The organism is Loktanella sp. M215, assembly GCF_021735925.1.
Lineage (GTDB): Bacteria > Pseudomonadota > Alphaproteobacteria > Rhodobacterales > Rhodobacteraceae > Loktanella.
The window spans coordinates 2051393-2067289 of the sequence record NZ_WMEA01000001.1 but is presented as its reverse complement, the minus strand read 5'-3'; the positions used below and the strand labels follow the sequence as shown (position 1 = coordinate 2067289).

Here is a 15897-nt window from a genome sequence, read left to right as displayed (position 1 = left end):
CCCTGCCCCGCAAGCCTGCGGGTTAGAGGGGGTAGATGAGTGGAATGACGAGCGAACAGATCACGGCGAGCGACAGATTGAGCGGCACGCCGATCCGCAGGAAGTCCGCGAATTTATACCCGCCGGGCCCGTAGACCAGCGTGTTGGTCTGGTAACCGATCGGGGTGGAGAAGCTGGCCGAGGCCGCCATCATCACCGCGATGACCAGCGGGCGCGGGTCGACGGAGAGCGCCGTGGCCAAGCCGATGGCGATGGGCGTCATCACGACGGCGACGGCGTTGTTGGACACCAGTTCCGTCAGCACCATGGACAGGGCATAGACGGCGAAGACCACGACGTAAGGCGGCAGCACGGTCATGTAGGGCGCGAGAGAGCCCGCGATGATCTCGACGGCACCCGATTCTTCCAGCGCGGCACCGACGGCCAGCATGGCGAAGATCAGGGCCAGCAGGTGGCCGTCGATGGACTGGAAGGCCTCGTCCGCGTCGATGCAGCCGGTCAGCAGGACGACGACCGCGCCAAGGAACGACAGTTGCAGGATCGGGGCCACGTCGAAGGCCGCCAGCACGACGACCGCCAGCATGACGCAAATCGCGATGGGCGCGTGGCTGCGGCGGTAGGCGCGGGCAGAGGGTTTGGAGACGTCGGCAAGGTTCATGTCGGCTGCGAGGCGGGCGATATCCTCTGGCGCGCCTTCCAGCAGAAGGGTGTCGCCCACCTTGACCACCAGATCGTCCAGCTGGCGGCCGATGTTGCGGTCGCGGCGGTGGACCGCCAGCGTGTAGACGCCGTAGCGGCGGCGCAGGCGCATCGCGCCAAGGCTGCGGCCCACCATGCGGCATTCGGGGGAAATCAGGACCTCGACGGTCGAGGTTTCCACAGCTGAGACCTGATCGACGCGGCGCAACTCTTTAGTCGCCTGCAGCGACAGCAATTCGGTCATCGCGGTGCGCAGCACGACGCGGTCGCCGATCTCGAGTGTCACGTTTTCCAGATCGCGGCGCAGGGACGCATCGCCCCGGATCACGTCGATAAGGCGCACGCCTTCGCGCTTGAACAGTTGCACGCTCAGAACCTCGCGGCCCAGCAGGTTGCTGTCGGTGGGGATCACCGCCTCGGTGAAAAAGCGCATCTTTGACCGGTCGGACAGCATCGTGGCCATGCTGGTCCGGTCCGGCAGCAGGCGGTTGCCGAAGAGGATCAGGTACCCCATCGTCCAGACCGCGATCACCAGACCGATCGGCGTCACCTCGAAGATGCCGAAGGGTTCCAGCCCCGACTGCCGCGCCACACCGTCGACGACAAGGTTCGTCGAGGTGCCGATCAATGTCAGCGTGCCACCGACGATGGATCCGTAGGACAGCGGAATCAACAGCTTGGAGGCCGACATCTTCAGCGTGCGGGCCATCTGGACGAAGACGGGCAGCATCACCACCACGACGGGCGTGTTGTTCACGAAGGCCGAGGCGGAGACCACGAAGCCCATGACGCCGCCGATCGCCTGCCGCGGATTTCGCTTGGCGGCGCGTTCGGCAAGCTGTGTGACGTAGTCGAGCGCGCCGGTCCGCACCAGCGCCCCCATGATGATGAACATCATCGCGATGGTCCAAGGCGCGGCGTTCGACAGCACCTTGACCGCCGCGTCATAGGGCAGGATGCCGGTGAACAGCAGGAAGGCCGCGCCGAGCATCGCCACGACCTCGGTCGGGTAGGATTCGCGCATGAAGAGCGCGAACATGACGGCCAACACGACCAGCGTGACGATGGCCTGATGCTGTGTGAGGATGGCGAGATTTATCATCGCAGGGCTTTCAGTGTGTCGCCATGTCATTGTTGCCCTTTGCGGGGGCCGGCGCAACGGGGTGGCGGGGTTGAACGAGGGTCAGGCCGGTCGCCATCAGGGCAAGGGCGGCCCAGACCCAGAGGGAGTAACGCTCTCCCAGCAGCAACATGGCCCAGAGCACGCCGAAGCCGGTGACCAGATACGCCACCTGACCCGCGAAGGTGGCGCCGGCGCGGCCCACCAGCCAGACATAGGTCGTGTAGACGACTGCATGGATCAGCGAGGCGGCCAGGAGAGTGGCGTCCTGTACCACGAAGGGCGGGCGCGGGACGAAGAACTGGCCGGTGGCCAGTGCCAGCGGCCCGGCGATCAGCACCCCGGCCAGACTGGCGCCGAAGAGGACCTGCAACGGGTCAAGGCCAGCCGTCCCCCAGCGCGCGACGCCGTTCGCCTCGATGGCGTAGCAGAAGGGCGCGACCAGCGCGAGCGGCAGGATCGCGACCATCGCCCGGTCCGGCATCGCAGCCTCTGGCAGCGCGATCAGGGCGACGCCCGACAGTCCCAACACCAGACCGGCCAGCCGTGCCATCGAAAACCTGTCGTTGCCCAGCATGAGCGCGATCGGAAAGGCAAACATCGGGACCGACGCAATGGCGATGGACATGATGCCAGACGGCAAATCGGCGGCGGCACGAAAACTGGCAGAGTTCGGCAGAACCGTGCCCATGGCTGCGATGAAGATCCAGACAGCCAGCGTGCGGCGCGTGACCGGGATGCGTCCCGGTCTGCGCCACAGAAGCACGCCCAACACGACCGCCCCGATCACCAGCTGCCAGAAGACCAGCCCCAGCGGCTGATAATCACCCGAGACGGAAATCTTGGTCAGCGGCTGCGTCAGGCCCCAGCCTGCGCCAAGGGCAATCAGCAACAGGCTCAGCCGGGTTCGTTCGTTCACGCAGTAGGTCCCGATTGTGCCAGACGTCCGCCCTGACGCACCATGAGGCAGGTCGTGGCGCGTCCTGTCCGGTCGTCGGTTTCGACGTAAAGGCCGGACAACGTCGCCTCGCCCTCGGCGGGGGTGAAGCGGGCCTTTGGCATGCCGGTGATGAAGCGGCGCAGGGGTTCGGTCTTTTCCATGCCAATGACGGAGTGATAATCGCCGCACATGCCAGCGTCGGACTGGAACGCGGTGCCGCCGGGCAGGACCATGGCGTCGGCGGTCGGTACATGGGTATGGGTGCCGACGACAATGCTCGCGCGGCCGTCGCAAAAATGACCGACGGCCATCTTCTCGGACGTCGCCTCGCAATGGATATCCACGAGGGACGCCTGCACCTGCCCGCCCATTGGATATTGCTTCAGCACGGCATCCAGCGCCGAGAACGGGTCATCGAAGGGCCGTTTCATGAAGACCTGCCCCAGCGCCTGCGCCACCAGCACCTTGCGGCCCCGGGCGTCGGTGAAGACGCGTGCGCCGGCACCGGGCGCGGATTTGGAGAAGTTGAGGGGCCGGATGATGCGTGGCTCTTTCTCGATGAAGCTCAGCATGTCCTTCTGGTCGAAGGCGTGATCGCCCAGGGTCACGACATCGGCCCCGGCGTCGAGGATGCCCTTGGCATGATCCGGCGACAGCCCGGACCCGTTGGTGGCATTCTCACCGTTCACGACGACGAAATCGAGTTTCCAGTCGGTCCGCAGACGGGCCAGATGATCGGTGATGGCGCTACGGCCGGCGCGTCCCATGACGTCGCCCAAAAAGAGTATTTTCATGGCACCCTGTTAGGGGCTGGCCGGAAAATCTTCTACAAGATTTTTCGGTTTCCGATGTTTCGCGGATCATCGCCTAGCGCCAGTCCTCAAGGATGCCGGTTTCGGTGACGATCATGTCGAGCGGCTGGTCTGTCGGCTCCAGCGGCAGGACCTCTGCCTGTTGCGCGGCGAAGGCATAGCCGATGGCCAACACGGGGCCCGCCTTGCGCAGGCCGTCCAGCGTGCGGTCGTAGAAGCCGCCGCCGTAGCCGAGCCGTCCGCCCCGTGCATCGAAGGCCACCAACGGCACGATCAGGATCTGCGGCACCATCTCGACCCCCGCCACGGGCAGCGACGTGCCGAAGGTCCCCGCCATGGTGGCCCCGCCCGGCTGCCATGTGCGAAAGACCAGCGGCTGACCCGCGGCGACGATCAGGGGCACGCCGACGGGGCCGTAAGCCGCCGCCTCTGCCATGGCGGGCAGCGGGTCGATCTCTGTCCGCATCGGCAGATATCCGGCGAGGGGCACGCCGCGGTATCCGGCAAGGACCTCGCTGAGGTATCCGGCCTGCGCGCCGCCCGCGGCATGGGCCACCGCGCGCCGGGCCAGCGCCGCCTTGCGGGCGGCGGCCTTTTCCGCGGTCAGAGCAGCCATAGCGCCGCGAGTCCGAGGAAGGCAAAAAACCCCACGATGTCCGTGACCGTGGTCACGAAGGCGCCGGAGGCCAGCGCCGGATCGACGCCCATCCGTTCCAGCACGATGGGCACACCGGTGCCCGCCAGACCGGCCACGACCATGTTGATGACCATCGCGCAGGCGATCACGATCCCCAGCATCGGAGAGCCGAACCAGGCGACGCCGACGATCCCCATGACGACGGCGAAGAGCATCCCGTTGATCAGGCCGACCAGCACCTCTCGGCGGATGACGCGCCAGACGTTGGACCCGGTCAGGTCGCGGGTGGCCAGCGCGCGCACAGCGACGGTCAGGCTTTGGGTGCCGGCGTTGCCGCCCATCGAGGCCACGATGGGCATCAGCACGGCGAGGGCGACCAGGGAGGAGATCGTGCCCTCGAAGAGAGAGATCACCATGGAGGCCATGATCGCGGTGAAGAGGTTGACCGCGAGCCACGGCAGGCGCTGCTTTGTCGTCTCGATCACGCGGTCGGACAGGCTGCCCTCGCCCACACCGGCGAGGCGCAGAAGGTCTTCCTCGGCTTCTTCTTCAAGGAACGCCATGGCGTCATCAATGGTGATGACGCCGACGATCCGGTCGTCGTCATCCACCACGGGGGCGGTGATCATGTGGTAGTGGTTGATGGCCTGCGCCACCTCCTCCACATCCTGTTCGACGTGGAAGGTGCGGAAGGTGTCTTCCATGATGTCGCGCAGCCGGGTGCCGCGCGGGTGGCTGAGGACACGACCCAGCGTCACGTAGCCCACGGCCTTCAGCCGGGGATCGACGAGGATGATGTGATAGAACTGGTCCGGCAGCACCACGTCAGAGCGCAGGAAGTCGATGGTATCGCCCACGGTCCAGTGCTCTGGCGCGCGCACCAGTTCCACCTGCATGTGGCGGCCCGCCGATTCCTCGGGGTAGGACAGCGATTGTTCCACCACGACCCGGTCGCCGGGGTCGAGGGCATCCAGCACCGCCTCTTGCTGTTCCTCGTCAAGGTATTCGACAAGGTCCACCACGTCGTCGCTGTCCAGATCGCGCACGGCGTCAGCCAGTTCCGACGGCGCGAGAGAGGCGATGATCTCTTCCCGCAGCTTTTCGTCGAGTTCGGACAGGATCTCGCCGTCGAGGCCGCCTTTCCACAGGGTCAGCAACTCGCGCCGCTGGCGGCTGTCGATCAGCTCGATCAGGTGGGCGATGTCGGCGGGGTGCAGCGGTTCCAGCAGGGCCGCGATCTCTTTGACATTGCGGTCGTCGATCGCCTGCAGCACGTCACTGACAACGCGGTCGGTAATGCCGAAGGCTTCTTCGTCATCGTCTGCTTCGACGGCGTCGGGGATCGTCTGGTCGTCGGTCATGGCGGTCCCTCTTGTGATCTGATCGGCAACATAGACGGTCCGGTGCAGTCCACAACCGCGTCGCATCCGATTGTAGACCGCTGCGGTGAACCATAAGGTGCGCGCATGAAAAAACATCTTCTTCTTGGCCAGACGCTGGCCTTTGACGGCAATCCCATGGACGACTGGCAGGGCGCCGTCCGGCATGACAGCGCGGGCGGCGTGCTGGTGGCCGACGGTGTGATTGTCGCGGTCGCTGGCGGTGCCGCGTTGCGGGCGGACCACCCGGATGCTGCCGTGTTGGACTATGGCGACGGGCTGATCACCGCAGGCTTTGTCGATGCGCATATGCACTATCCGCAGACGCCCATCGTCGCGTCATGGGGCAAGCAGCTGATCGACTGGCTGAACACCTACACATTCCCGCAAGAGATGCGGCTGGCGGATGCGGGCTATGCCCGGCAGGTCGCGGATACAACCCTGGATCTGGCGCTGGCGCATGGCACCACGACACTGTGTAGCTTTTGCACGATCCACCCCGGCAGCGTCGATGCCTGGTTCGAAGGCGCGGCTGCACGTGGCATGGCCGTCGTGGGCGGCAAGACCTGCATGGACCGCAACGCCCCCGACGGGCTGCGGGATACGGCGCAATCCGCCTATGACGACAGCAAGGCGCTGCTGGACCGCTGGCACGGTCAGAGCCGCGCGACATATGCCATCACGCCGCGGTTCTCTCCGACCTCGACACCGGAACAGTTGACGGCCTTGGGCGCGCTCTGGGCCGAGCGGCCGGACGCGCTGATGCAGACGCATCTGTCAGAGCAGTTGCCTGAAATCGACTGGGTCCGGGGTCTGTTTCCGCAGGCGCGCGACTACCTCGACACCTACGAGGCGTACGGTCTGCTGGGCGCGCGGGGCCTTTATGGGCACGCGATCCATCTTGCCCCGCGCGAGATCGACCGGCTGGCCGAGGTGGGGGCCGCCGTCGTGCATTGCCCGACGTCGAATACCTTCATCGGGTCGGGGCTGTTCGACATGGCGGGGCTGGCCGCGCGGGGCCTGCGGATCGGGCTGGCGACGGATACGGGGGGCGGGTCGAACTTCTCGATGCTGCGGACGATGGCTGCGGCCTACGAGATCGGCCAGCTGCGGGGCACCGCCCTGCATCCGGCGCAGCTGTTGTGGCTGGCAACCGAAGGGTCGGCGCGCGCGCTGCACATGGGGGGCCGGATCGGCCATCTGGGCGCGGGTGCGGCGGCGGATATCACGGTGCTCGACCTCGCCTCGACCCCGGCCATCGCGCAGCGTGTGGCGCGTGCGGCGGATATCTGGGACGCGGTGTTTCCGACGATCATGATGGGTGACGACCGGGCGATCCGCGACACCTGGGTCGCGGGCCGCAGGGTTGTGCGCTAGGCGGCGCAGGCCCGCAGCAGCACGATGACCCAGACGTCGGCCCCCCGCCCCGCGCGGTCGGCGGCATGGCCAAAACCATAGTTCGCGTAAGCCGGGTTCATCAGGCTTTTGCTTTGCATGGGATCCGACAGCCAGGCTGAGAGCGCCGCAGAGGCTGTGGGGTAGCCTTGGGAAATCACCTCGCCCGCCGGGCAGGTCGAGACGCCTGCCGCCTTGATCCGTGCGCTGGCCTTCGGACCCGTCGCCGTCCCCATCATCAGCTTGTCGCCCTGTGCCAGCTCTGCCGCGTATTGTGCCGCGACCCGGTCCAGACCGCTGTTGGACACCAGCGGGCCGCTGCCCGCCGCCGTGCGCGCCTTGTTCAGCGCCGCATCCACGGTCGCGGACTGCGGCTGGGTCTGGCCCAGACGTTCCACCGGTTGACCGTTCAGCGGCTGACCGGAGGCGGTGACGGGCACGATCAGCGGGATCGGCACCGGGACGCAGGCCGTCATGAGGTTGGCCGCAAGGGCTGTGAAAGCGAGGGCGCGAAATGACATGGTGATACCTGACATGCTGGGTTCGCTTTCCATAAACGCCGCAGTCGCGGCCTTCTGTCAACCGGCGAGTGCCCTGGCCAGCCGTCGCTGCCGGGCCATCAGGGCCTGCGTGTCCAACGTCGCCATGCGCCCCTGCGCCACGATTTGCCGTCCTTCGACGAAAAGATCGCGCACGCGGGTCGGTCCCGCAAGGACCAGCGCCGCGGCGTCCCAACTGCCAGCACTTTCGATGCCAGAGACATCCCAGACGGCCAGATCGGCGCGTTTTCCCACCGCGATCTGTCCCAGATCGTCGCGCCCCAGCACCGCGGCGCCGCCGCGCGTGGCCAGCCGCAGGGCGGCACGCGCGCTCATGCTGTCGGCGCCCCGCGCCACGCGGCTGAGCAGCATGGCCTGACGCGCCTCGGCGATCAGGTTGCCGCTGTCGTTGCTGGCCGATCCATCGACGCCAAGGCCGACATGCACGCCCGCGTCCAGCATGGGCCGGACCGGTGCGATGCCCGACCCGAGGCGGCAGTTCGAGCAGGGGCAGTGAGCAATCCCGGTGCCGGTCCGTGCGAAAAGGTCGATCTCTTGCGTGTCGAGTTTCACGCAATGGGCGTGCCAGACGTCGGGACCGGTCCAGCCCAGACCTTCGGCGTATTGCCCCGGGCGACAGCCGAACCGGGCCAGCGAATAGGCCACATCCTCGTCGTTCTCGGCCAGATGGGTGTGCAGCATGACGCCCTTGTCGCGGGCCAGCAGAGCGGTGTCGCGCATCAACTCTCTGCTGACCGAGAAGGGCGAACAGGGGGCGAGCCCGACGCGCACCATCGCACCGGGGCGCGGGTCGTGAAAGGCGTCGATCACGCGGATGCTGTCGTTCAGGATCGCGGCCTCCGCCTCGACCAGACTGTCGGGGGGCAGCCCGCCGCTGCTTTCGCCGATGCTCATCGACCCGCGCGTGGGGTGAAAGCGCAGGCCGACCTCTGCCGCGGCGGCGATGGTGTCGTCCAGACGCGAGCCGTTTGGGTATAGATACAGGTGGTCCGATGTCAGCGTGCAACCCGACAGCGCCAGTTCGACAAGGCCGGTCTGGGCCGAGGTGAAGACCTCTTCCGGTCCAAACCGGGCCCAGATCGGATAGAGGGTGCGCAGCCAGCCGAACAGCAGCGCGTCCTGTGCGCCCGGGACCGCGCGTGTCAGGGACTGGAAAAGGTGATGGTGGGTGTTGATCAGGCCGGGGGTGACGACGCAGCCCGCGACGTCATGGACCGTACCGGTCGTGGTCAGCCCCTGCCCCACGCCCGCGATCACGCCGTCGCGGATCAGGACGTCGGCCTGCGCGACCTCTGACCCGGCGTCGTCCATGGTGACGACGACGCTTGCCCCGCGCAGCAGCGTTTCAGCCATCAATGACCTCTTGCAGGATCGACAGCGCGACGGCGTGGATGTCGCGGTTCGCGGCGGCGATCACGCGCCCGCCGTGGTGCGCGGCCCCGCCCTGCCAGTTCGACACGATCCCCCCCGCAGCCTGCACGACGCAGATCGGTGCGTGGACATCGTAGGGTTGCAGGCCCGCCTCGATCACCAGATCGACCTGACCGGTGGCCAGTAGCGCGTAGCCATAGCAATCCATGCCGTAACGCGTCAGTTTCATCTGCGACGCCACGGCGTGAAACGCCCGGCCTTCGATCGCGGTGCCGACCTCTGGAAAAGTGGTCAGCACGATGGCCTGATCCAGCGGACGGCTGGGGCGGGTCGCCAGAGGATGGGTGCCGTGGGGACCGCGCACCTCTGACTGGCCAAAGCCGCCGATGAAGCGTTCCCCGATGAAGGGCTGGTCGATCAGGCCGAAGAGTGGCCCCGTCGCATCGGCAACCGAGACCAGCACGCCCCAGGTCGGCGTGCCACACAGGAATCCGCGGGTGCCGTCGATGGGATCCAGCACCCATGTCAGGCCGCTGGTGCCGGCGGTGACGCCCATCTCTTCGCCCAGGATGCCGTCGTCGGGCCGCTCGCGCGCGATCACCGCGCGCATCGCCGCCTCTGCCGCGCGGTCGGCGGCGGTGACAGGGTCGAAATGACCCTGCCCCTTGTCATCCGCCAGCAGCCCTGCGCTGCGAAACAGGCGCAGGGTTTCCGGCCGTGCCGCATCCGCTACAAGATGCGCCACGCGGATCAGGTCCGCCTTCAGGTTGTGATCCACGTCAGCGTCCCCGGTAAGTTCGGTCATGGCAGATCCTGCCGTTTCAGACTGAAAGGTAACGAATCCGCTACCGGATGCAAATGACGAACCGCGGGACGTTGCAGCGTCCCCGCGCGGTAACGCCGGTCGCGTCAGGCCGCTTCGCTTAGTACCCGGGCCAGATCGAACAGGCGGCGGCGCTGGTTTTCAGGGATCGCGTAGTAGGACCGCAACAGGTCGAGCGCCTCTTTGTCGGCCAGAATGTCGCCGGGCAGATCGCCGGCCTTCGGGGCCGTGACGACATCGCTTTCCAGCCCTTCGAAGAAGAACGCGACAGGAACGCCCAGCACATTGGCGATATCCCACAGCCGCGAGGCGCTGACACGGTTCATGCCGGTTTCATATTTCTGGATCTGCTGGAACTTGATGCCCACTGCCTCGGCCAGTTGCTGCTGCGTCGTGCCGTTCATCCAGCGCCGCTGGCGAATCCGCTTGCCCACGTGTACGTCAACTTCGTGCTTCATTTATATTTTCCTTGTAAAAAAACGCGGGTCGCCACAGTCGTCGACCGGATGTTCAGCTTTGTAACGCGTCGAATGTTTCGAACGTCCCGCTCAATATCTGGTAGCACGAGATATGCCAACCCAACGGAAACACGCAACGGTTGCACCCCCTGCGGCTAAACTAAAAGATAGCACCCGGGCCAGCCACTTAGCCAAAAGGTCAAATTTGACGCCCCGTCAGTCCCTTACCGGAACGGCTTGACATCGGGCCGCCGGATCGGCCGCATGGGGTGAGACATCCATTGTGAAAGGCTGCACACCTCATGCGCGCGTTCCAGGTTCAATCCTTCACCGCCCCTCCGCAGATCGTGACCTGCCCCGCACCTTCGCCCGGACCAGGAGAAGTCGCCTTGCAGATCGGGGCCTGCGGTATCAATTTTGCCGACATGCTGATGGCGAAAGGCAAATATCAGGACACGCCGCCCCTGCCCTTTACCTTGGGGATGGAGGTCAGCGGCACGGTGACGGCGCTGGGCGACGGTGTCACGGCGCCCGCCGTGGGCACCCGCGTCTGCGTGTTCGGCGGTCAGGGCGGCATGGCAGAGGCCGGCGTCTTTCCTGCCGCCCTGTGCCGGCCCGTCCCGGCAGAGATGCCTGACACCGTCGCCGCGGGCTTTCAGGTCGCCTACGGCACCTCGCACCTTGCATTGACACGGCGGGCGGGTCTGCAGGCCGGAGAGACACTGCTGGTACTGGGTGCGGCCGGCGGCGTCGGACTGACCGCGGTCGAGATCGGCAAGGCGCTGGGCGCCACGGTCATTGCGGTGGCACGGGGCGCGGACAAGCTGCAGGTGGCAAAAGCGGCGGGCGCGGATCATCTGATCGATTCCACGGACGGGGATCTGAAAACGCAGTTGAAGACACTCTGCAAGACCATCGGCGGCGTCGATGTCGTCTATGATCCGGTGGGCGGCGATGCCCTGATGGCGACGCTGTCCGTGTGCAAACCCGAAGCCCGCGTGATCGTGATCGGCTTTGCCAGCGGTGACATCCCGCAGATTCCGGCCAATATCCTGCTGGTCAAGAACATTGCCGTGATCGGATTTTACTGGGGCGGCTATCTGAAATTTCACCCCGCGGCGCTGACCGACAGCCTGGCCGAACTGATGCAATGGTATGTCGAAGGTCGCCTGAAGCCCCATATCAGCGATGTCTTACCGCTGGACCGCGCGCAGGAGGGGCTGGACCTGATCGCCAGCCGCGCCTCGACCGGAAAGGTGGTCATCACACCGTGAGGCAGATCGGTCACGCACACGGTTGCGTCAGGCGATCCGTATCCGCATCCCGCCTCTTGATATGAAGGACATGTGTCCCGATATTGGGCGTAAGCGTCGGACGACTGGCGCGTGTTTTTTCTAACGGAGGTCTCGATGGCTGAATATCAAACGATCCGGACCACGGGCACCGTCCGTGGCGCGGCAATCGACGAAGGGCTGCGCGCCCACATGAACAAGGTCTACGGCATCATGTCCGTGGGCATGCTGATTACTGCGGCTGCCGCCTGGGCGATTTCGGGCTTGGCCCTGTCTGACGTGCCGACGGAGGCACGGATCGGTGCAAACACCTATCTGACCGATTTCGGCGTGATGCTGTACACCAGTCCGCTGAAATGGCTCGTGATGTTCGCGCCGCTCGCCATGGTCTTCGCCATGGGTGCGATGATCAACAAGCTGTCGGTCGCCGGTGCGCAGACGTTCTTCTACGCCTTCGCGGCGCTGATGGGTCTGTCGCTGTCGTGGATCTTTGCGGTCTATACGGGCTTCTCGATCATTCAGGTGTTCCTGTTCACCGCCGTCGGCTTTGCCGGTCTGTCGCTGTATGGCTACACGACCAAGAAGGACATCAGCGGCTGGGGCAGCTTCCTGATCATGGGCGTCATCGGCCTGATCGTGGCCTCGATCGTGAACATCTTCCTCGGCTCCGGCATCGTGCAGCTGGCGATCTCGGCCCTCGGCGTGCTGATCTTTGCTGGTCTGACCGCTTACGACACGCAGAAGATCAAGACCGACTACATCGCACACGCCGCGAATGGCGATGCGGAGTGGCTGGGAAAGTCGGCGATCATGGGGGCGCTGAACCTCTACCTCGACTTCATCAATATGTTCATGTTCATGCTGCAACTGTTCGGCAACCGCGACTGAGCCTGACGATCTGAAGATGTGCAAAGGCCGGTCCCTGTGACCGGCCTTTTTCGTTGCGGGCACCTGCGGTCCCGACCCGTGGTGCAGCAAAGATCGCCGCAGCAAGCGGGTCACGGTCTGGACGTCCTTGCGATCCCGGCTGAAAAAAGTTCACCCAAAACTCATGAAATACGCGTTAGGCTGTCGCAGATGATATTTTTGGTCAGGCACCCCTTGCAAACGGCAACCCCATCCCACGGCAAGGCGACGCGCATGCGTCGCGCTGACCGGTCCTGACCCGTGCCCCAGTCCAGCTTGGCCGAAATAGAAGATGCCATCGCCAAGCGCCGGTATCTGGATCGCTTCCTCCCGGCGCTGGAGGCGGATTTCGAGGCGCGCACCGCAAATTACGAACGGCGACTGGTGCGCCTCAGCTTGTGGCCGACCATCGTGACCTACAACGCCTTCCTGGCGATGGACATGGTCCTGCTGCCGCAAACGCTCGTTCCAGCCGTCATCCTGCACGTCCTGGTGACGCTGCTGGTCGTGGCCGTGACCGCGATCTATCAGCGGACCAGCGCAGCCCGCAATCGGCGCTGGATGGTGGCGGCCATCCCGCTCGCCATGATCACCCAGATCATGATCATCTACCAGATGAACAAAACGGACATCTCTCATCATTATCAATACCTTGCTATCATGGTCGTGGTGTATTCGAATATCACGCAGCGCTTGGGTTCGGATTTTTCGCGCTTTGTCAGCGTTGGCGGGGCGACCATCTATCTGGCCTTTCTGCTGGCGGCCGACACGCCGGTCGAAATCGTCATGCTTGGCTGTGCGATGATGGGCGCGGCGGGCTACCTGACGACGGTTGCAAACATGCGGATGCAAAGCGATGCGCGCTTTGCCTTTCTGCAGCGCCTGCGTGAAGAATTGATGCGCCACGCGGCAGAGCAGCAGTCGATGCACGATCCCCTGACCAAGCTGCAGAACCGCCGCTTTTTGCAAGTCGAGGCGCAGCGCCTCTGGCACGCTTCGACAGAGGCGCCCTGCGCGGTGGCCGTCCTGCTGCTGGATATCGATAACTTCAAACTGTTCAACGACACCTATGGCCATGCCAGCGGCGATACCTGTCTGCAACACGTGGCCCGCATCCTGGCAGAGGCCGTCGCCGACACGCAGCATGTCGCCATCCGTTTCGGTGGCGAGGAATTCCTGATCCTGGCGGCGGGGGCCGATGCCGACGCGGGATGGGATCTGGCGGAAAGGGTGCGCCTGCGGATCGAAGCCACAGGCATACGCCATGCCGCGAACCTGCCCGCCGGCGTGGTCACGGCCAGTCTTGGCGTCGGCACCGGAATGGCCCCGGCGGTGCGTCTGGAAGACCTGATCGCGCAAGCCGACGCCGCCCTTTACGATGCGAAACGCGCTGGCCGGAATCGGACCTGCCTGCCGCGTCATGAGGCCAGGTTGCGCGCCTGACACCGGACAGTGACGTGGTCCGACCGTTGACGGGACTGCGGGCAGGACTTGCACCTGCCGCCTGAAACCGAGGGCCGACGGGATCGTAAGCACGTGCCGGGCTTCGACGCATCGGGCTGCACCCCTGGCACCGCCCCCGCGCCAACGGACCGGATGGGGTGCCGCTGCATCCGCAAACAGAACCGGACCGCCGCAGATGTCGCGCGCTGGTGGCGTCGGTCACGCCGACAGGTTCAGGCCGAAACGCAAAAGGCCTCGCATCAGCGAGGCCCTTCCGTGTTCAGCAATGGCGGATCAATTACTTGATCTTGCCTTCCTTGTACTCCACGTGCTTGCGCACGACGGGGTCGTATTTCTTGATAACCATCTTTTCGGTCATGGTGCGGGCGTTCTTTTTGGTGACGTAGAAGTGGCCCGTGCCCGCGCTGGAGTTCAGGCGGATCTTGATGGTGGTTGGCTTCGCCATGTGTGTTCTCCTGTTCGCGGCGCGGAATGCGTGCTGCGCATCAAATCTCTTGAAGTTTGCCTTCTACCCGCAAGCAGCCCCGAGTCAACCACAAAAGGACGCCTTCGGCGCTGCAAAGGTTACGTCGCACCGGGTGCCGACGGTCTGGGCCCGGTGCCAGTCCCGCGTGCCGCCCCTCAGCGCGGGCTGCCCTGCGCTGTCGGACAGAAGGCCAGATATCCGATCACTTGTCCGTTGACGGCACCTGCGACTGCGGACGTCAGGTGCTGCGTTTCCGCGGCAGGCCAAAGGCTCTACCAGCTTTGTCCGATGATTCTGTCATCGGGGCCGAGACCGGCAACGTCGCCGTCGATCACCAGCAATCCGACGGAGTCGCTTTCGCGCGGGATCTGCGTGTCCACCGAAAGGGACAGGGCCGGATCCTGCGCCTTGAACTCACCTATCGTGAACATCCCATCGTTTCTTCCCGTAAAATGACAAAAGACAGAACAGCCGCGCAGCGACGCTGCGTCAGACGTAAAACCATGACAATGACAAAGGGTGTGCGGATGGCCTGTAAGCCGGATTCTGTCCCCCACCTTGCGGCGGATGGACGATCATTCATCTAAAGCCGCCGTTACCGACGACCCTCTAGCTGCCAACCCGGGCCTTTCGGGTCAGGCGTCCCTGCCGGGATATCCATCGCTGGATCACACCGGCGCAAGGCCCCTATTTGGCATTGCTCCCGGTGGGGCTTGCCGTGCCGCTTCTGTTGCCAGTCGCGCGGTGGGCTCTTACCCCACCGTTTCACCGTGACCCTGATGTCTGCAATGCCGCACGCAGGGTGCGATCAGGGCCGTCTCTTCTCTGTGGCGCTTTCCCTGGGGTTGCCCCCGCCGGGTGTTACCCGGCACCGTTGCCGTCATGGAGTCCGGACTTTCCTCGAAGGTTGCCCCCCGCGACCGTCCAGCCATCCGCACGAAGCGTCGCCTAAGCGGTGGCAGTGTCTGCGTCAACGGGAAAGCGCTGCGCCAGATCGGCGACCAGTGCCATGTCGGCAGCGCAAAGCGGTCCCGTGGCACGCGGCCTGAACCGCAGCCGGAAGGCGGCGAGCAGGATGTCGTCCGCCACGTCGGCCGTATAGCCCGCGCGGGCCAGCAGGGGGCGGAACCGGTTGGTGTCGGGGATATCGGACACAGGTTCAGGCCAGACCGACAGGCCCAGCCGCGCCAGCCTGCGCCAGTCGAAGCGCACGCCGGGGTCGATCTTGCGACCCGGTGCCATGTCGGAATGGGCAATGATGCGGGCGGGCGGGACCGACCAGCGCTGCATGATGCCCCCCAGCAGATCGCAGAGCGCGTCCATCTGCGCGTTCGCAAAGGGACAATGGCCGGGATTTGCAAGCTCGATCCCGATGGACCGGCTGTTGACGTCGGTGACGGCGCCCCAGCGCCCTGCCCCGGCGTGCCAGGCGCGCATCTCTTCCGGCACGAGGCGCTGAACGGTGCCGTCTTCTGCAATCAGGTAGTGCGCGGAGACCTGCGTTTCAGGATTGCACAGGGTGTCGCAGGCCGCCGCCGCTGTCCGCATCGCGGTGTAGTGGATCACGACCAGATC

16 protein-coding genes and 1 other RNA gene are annotated in these 15897 nt (G+C 65.2%); 4 read left to right on the top strand and 13 right to left on the bottom strand.

The genetic code is table 11. The features are described 5' to 3' along the window. Positions 1-22: 22 nt before the first annotated feature. The 5 genes from GLR48_RS10115 to mgtE all read right to left on the bottom strand — a co-directional run bounded on the left by GLR48_RS10115 (position 23) and on the right by mgtE (position 5569). Positions 23-1801 carry an SLC13 family permease gene (locus tag GLR48_RS10115; RefSeq protein WP_237061138.1) on the bottom strand — a complete coding sequence of 593 codons (1779 nt, stop codon included), beginning with the start codon at positions 1799-1801 and terminating at the stop codon, positions 23-25. Positions 1802-1811: 10 nt separating this feature from the next. Next, a complete protein-coding gene (locus GLR48_RS10110; RefSeq protein ID WP_237061137.1) occupies positions 1812-2738 on the bottom strand; it encodes a DMT family transporter in 927 nt (308 codons plus the stop codon). Continuing rightward, positions 2735-3553: a TIGR00282 family metallophosphoesterase gene (locus GLR48_RS10105; RefSeq protein WP_237061136.1), complete on the bottom strand. Its 819-nt coding sequence runs from the start codon at positions 3551-3553 to the stop codon at positions 2735-2737. The genes GLR48_RS10110 and GLR48_RS10105 overlap by 4 nt, the downstream gene beginning before the upstream one ends. Positions 3554-3626: 73 nt before the next feature. Then, positions 3627-4187, bottom strand: coding sequence for a 5-formyltetrahydrofolate cyclo-ligase (locus GLR48_RS10100; protein WP_237061135.1), 561 nt, complete (start codon positions 4185-4187; stop codon positions 3627-3629). Beyond that, positions 4175-5569: a magnesium transporter gene (gene mgtE / locus GLR48_RS10095; RefSeq protein WP_237061134.1), complete on the bottom strand. Its 1395-nt coding sequence runs from the start codon at positions 5567-5569 to the stop codon at positions 4175-4177. The genes GLR48_RS10100 and mgtE overlap by 13 nt, the downstream gene beginning before the upstream one ends. 105 nt (positions 5570-5674) lie before the next feature. Here mgtE and guaD point away from each other — a divergent pair, with 105 nt between their 5' ends. Further along, positions 5675-6964 carry a guanine deaminase gene (gene guaD, locus GLR48_RS10090; RefSeq protein WP_237061133.1) on the top strand — a complete coding sequence of 430 codons (1290 nt, stop codon included), beginning with the start codon at positions 5675-5677 and terminating at the stop codon, positions 6962-6964. Here guaD and GLR48_RS10085 read toward each other — a convergent pair. From GLR48_RS10085 to GLR48_RS10070, 4 genes are all read right to left on the bottom strand, one after another. After that, on the bottom strand, positions 6961-7518 hold the full coding sequence (locus GLR48_RS10085) for a CAP domain-containing protein (protein ID WP_237061132.1): 558 nt from the start codon (positions 7516-7518) through the stop codon (positions 6961-6963). The two genes, guaD and GLR48_RS10085, sit on opposite strands and share 4 nt — an antisense overlap. Positions 7519-7560: 42 nt before the next feature. Next, entirely contained in the window at positions 7561-8895 is a 1335-nt protein-coding gene (locus GLR48_RS10080) for an 8-oxoguanine deaminase (protein ID WP_237061131.1), read from the bottom strand. Continuing rightward, positions 8888-9718 carry an inositol monophosphatase family protein gene (locus GLR48_RS10075; protein WP_237061130.1) on the bottom strand — a complete coding sequence of 277 codons (831 nt, stop codon included), beginning with the start codon at positions 9716-9718 and terminating at the stop codon, positions 8888-8890. The genes GLR48_RS10080 and GLR48_RS10075 overlap by 8 nt, the downstream gene beginning before the upstream one ends. 104 nt (positions 9719-9822) lie before the next feature. Then, positions 9823-10194 (bottom strand): helix-turn-helix domain-containing protein, encoded by a 372-nt coding sequence (locus tag GLR48_RS10070; RefSeq protein WP_237061129.1) that lies wholly within the window; start codon positions 10192-10194, stop codon positions 9823-9825. Between the two features lie 302 nt (positions 10195-10496). On the opposite strand from GLR48_RS10070, the gene GLR48_RS10065 reads away from it, so the two are divergent. The 3 genes from GLR48_RS10065 to GLR48_RS25930 all read left to right on the top strand — a co-directional run bounded on the left by GLR48_RS10065 (position 10497) and on the right by GLR48_RS25930 (position 13835). Further along, positions 10497-11468 (top strand): NADPH:quinone oxidoreductase family protein, encoded by a 972-nt coding sequence (locus GLR48_RS10065; RefSeq protein ID WP_237061128.1) that lies wholly within the window; start codon positions 10497-10499, stop codon positions 11466-11468. Between the two features lie 135 nt (positions 11469-11603). Then, the gene (locus GLR48_RS10060) at positions 11604-12374 is read left to right on the top strand and encodes a Bax inhibitor-1/YccA family protein (protein WP_237061127.1); all 771 of its coding nucleotides are present in this window, start codon (positions 11604-11606) and stop codon (positions 12372-12374) included. A 279-nt stretch (positions 12375-12653) separates the two neighbouring features. Further along, complete coding sequence (locus GLR48_RS25930) at positions 12654-13835, top strand: GGDEF domain-containing protein (protein WP_237061126.1); 1182 nt, start codon at positions 12654-12656, stop codon at positions 13833-13835. A 298-nt stretch (positions 13836-14133) separates the two neighbouring features. Here GLR48_RS25930 and rpmG read toward each other — a convergent pair whose 3' ends face one another. The 4 genes from rpmG to GLR48_RS10035 form a co-directional block, all read right to left on the bottom strand. Then, a complete protein-coding gene (rpmG, locus tag GLR48_RS10050) occupies positions 14134-14301 on the bottom strand; it encodes a 50S ribosomal protein L33 (protein ID WP_072857731.1) in 168 nt (55 codons plus the stop codon). Between the two features lie 293 nt (positions 14302-14594). Then, positions 14595-14753: a hypothetical protein gene (locus GLR48_RS10045; RefSeq protein ID WP_237061125.1), complete on the bottom strand. Its 159-nt coding sequence runs from the start codon at positions 14751-14753 to the stop codon at positions 14595-14597. Between the two features lie 88 nt (positions 14754-14841). Further along, positions 14842-15258, bottom strand: an RNA gene (rnpB, locus tag GLR48_RS10040) — RNase P RNA component class A. A gap of 12 nt (positions 15259-15270) precedes the next feature. Further along, the gene (locus GLR48_RS10035) at positions 15271-15894 is read right to left on the bottom strand and encodes an N-acetylmuramoyl-L-alanine amidase (protein ID WP_237064507.1); all 624 of its coding nucleotides are present in this window, start codon (positions 15892-15894) and stop codon (positions 15271-15273) included. Positions 15895-15897 lie beyond the last annotated feature (3 nt).

Bases quoted from the DNA above. Each gene is read 5' to 3' on its own strand.
- GLR48_RS10115 (WP_237061138.1), bottom strand. From the start codon at position 1,801: ATGATAAATCTCGCCATCCTCACACAGCATCAGGCCATCGTCACGCTG.
- GLR48_RS10105 (WP_237061136.1), bottom strand. From the start codon at position 3,553: ATGAAAATACTCTTTTTGGGCGACGTCATGGGACGCGCCGGCCGTAGC.
- GLR48_RS10100 (WP_237061135.1), bottom strand. From the start codon at position 4,187: ATGGCTGCTCTGACCGCGGAAAAGGCCGCCGCCCGCAAGGCGGCGCTG.
- mgtE (WP_237061134.1), bottom strand. From the start codon at position 5,569: ATGACCGACGACCAGACGATCCCCGACGCCGTCGAAGCAGACGATGAC.
- guaD (WP_237061133.1), top strand. From the start codon at position 5,675: ATGAAAAAACATCTTCTTCTTGGCCAGACGCTGGCCTTTGACGGCAAT.
- GLR48_RS10085 (WP_237061132.1), bottom strand. From the start codon at position 7,518: ATGTCAGGTATCACCATGTCATTTCGCGCCCTCGCTTTCACAGCCCTT.
- GLR48_RS10080 (WP_237061131.1), bottom strand. From the start codon at position 8,895: ATGGCTGAAACGCTGCTGCGCGGGGCAAGCGTCGTCGTCACCATGGAC.
- GLR48_RS10075 (WP_237061130.1), bottom strand. From the start codon at position 9,718: ATGACCGAACTTACCGGGGACGCTGACGTGGATCACAACCTGAAGGCG.
- GLR48_RS10070 (WP_237061129.1), bottom strand. From the start codon at position 10,194: ATGAAGCACGAAGTTGACGTACACGTGGGCAAGCGGATTCGCCAGCGG.
- GLR48_RS10065 (WP_237061128.1), top strand. From the start codon at position 10,497: ATGCGCGCGTTCCAGGTTCAATCCTTCACCGCCCCTCCGCAGATCGTG.
- GLR48_RS10060 (WP_237061127.1), top strand. From the start codon at position 11,604: ATGGCTGAATATCAAACGATCCGGACCACGGGCACCGTCCGTGGCGCG.
- rpmG (WP_072857731.1), bottom strand. From the start codon at position 14,301: ATGGCGAAGCCAACCACCATCAAGATCCGCCTGAACTCCAGCGCGGGC.
- GLR48_RS10045 (WP_237061125.1), bottom strand. From the start codon at position 14,753: ATGTTCACGATAGGTGAGTTCAAGGCGCAGGATCCGGCCCTGTCCCTT.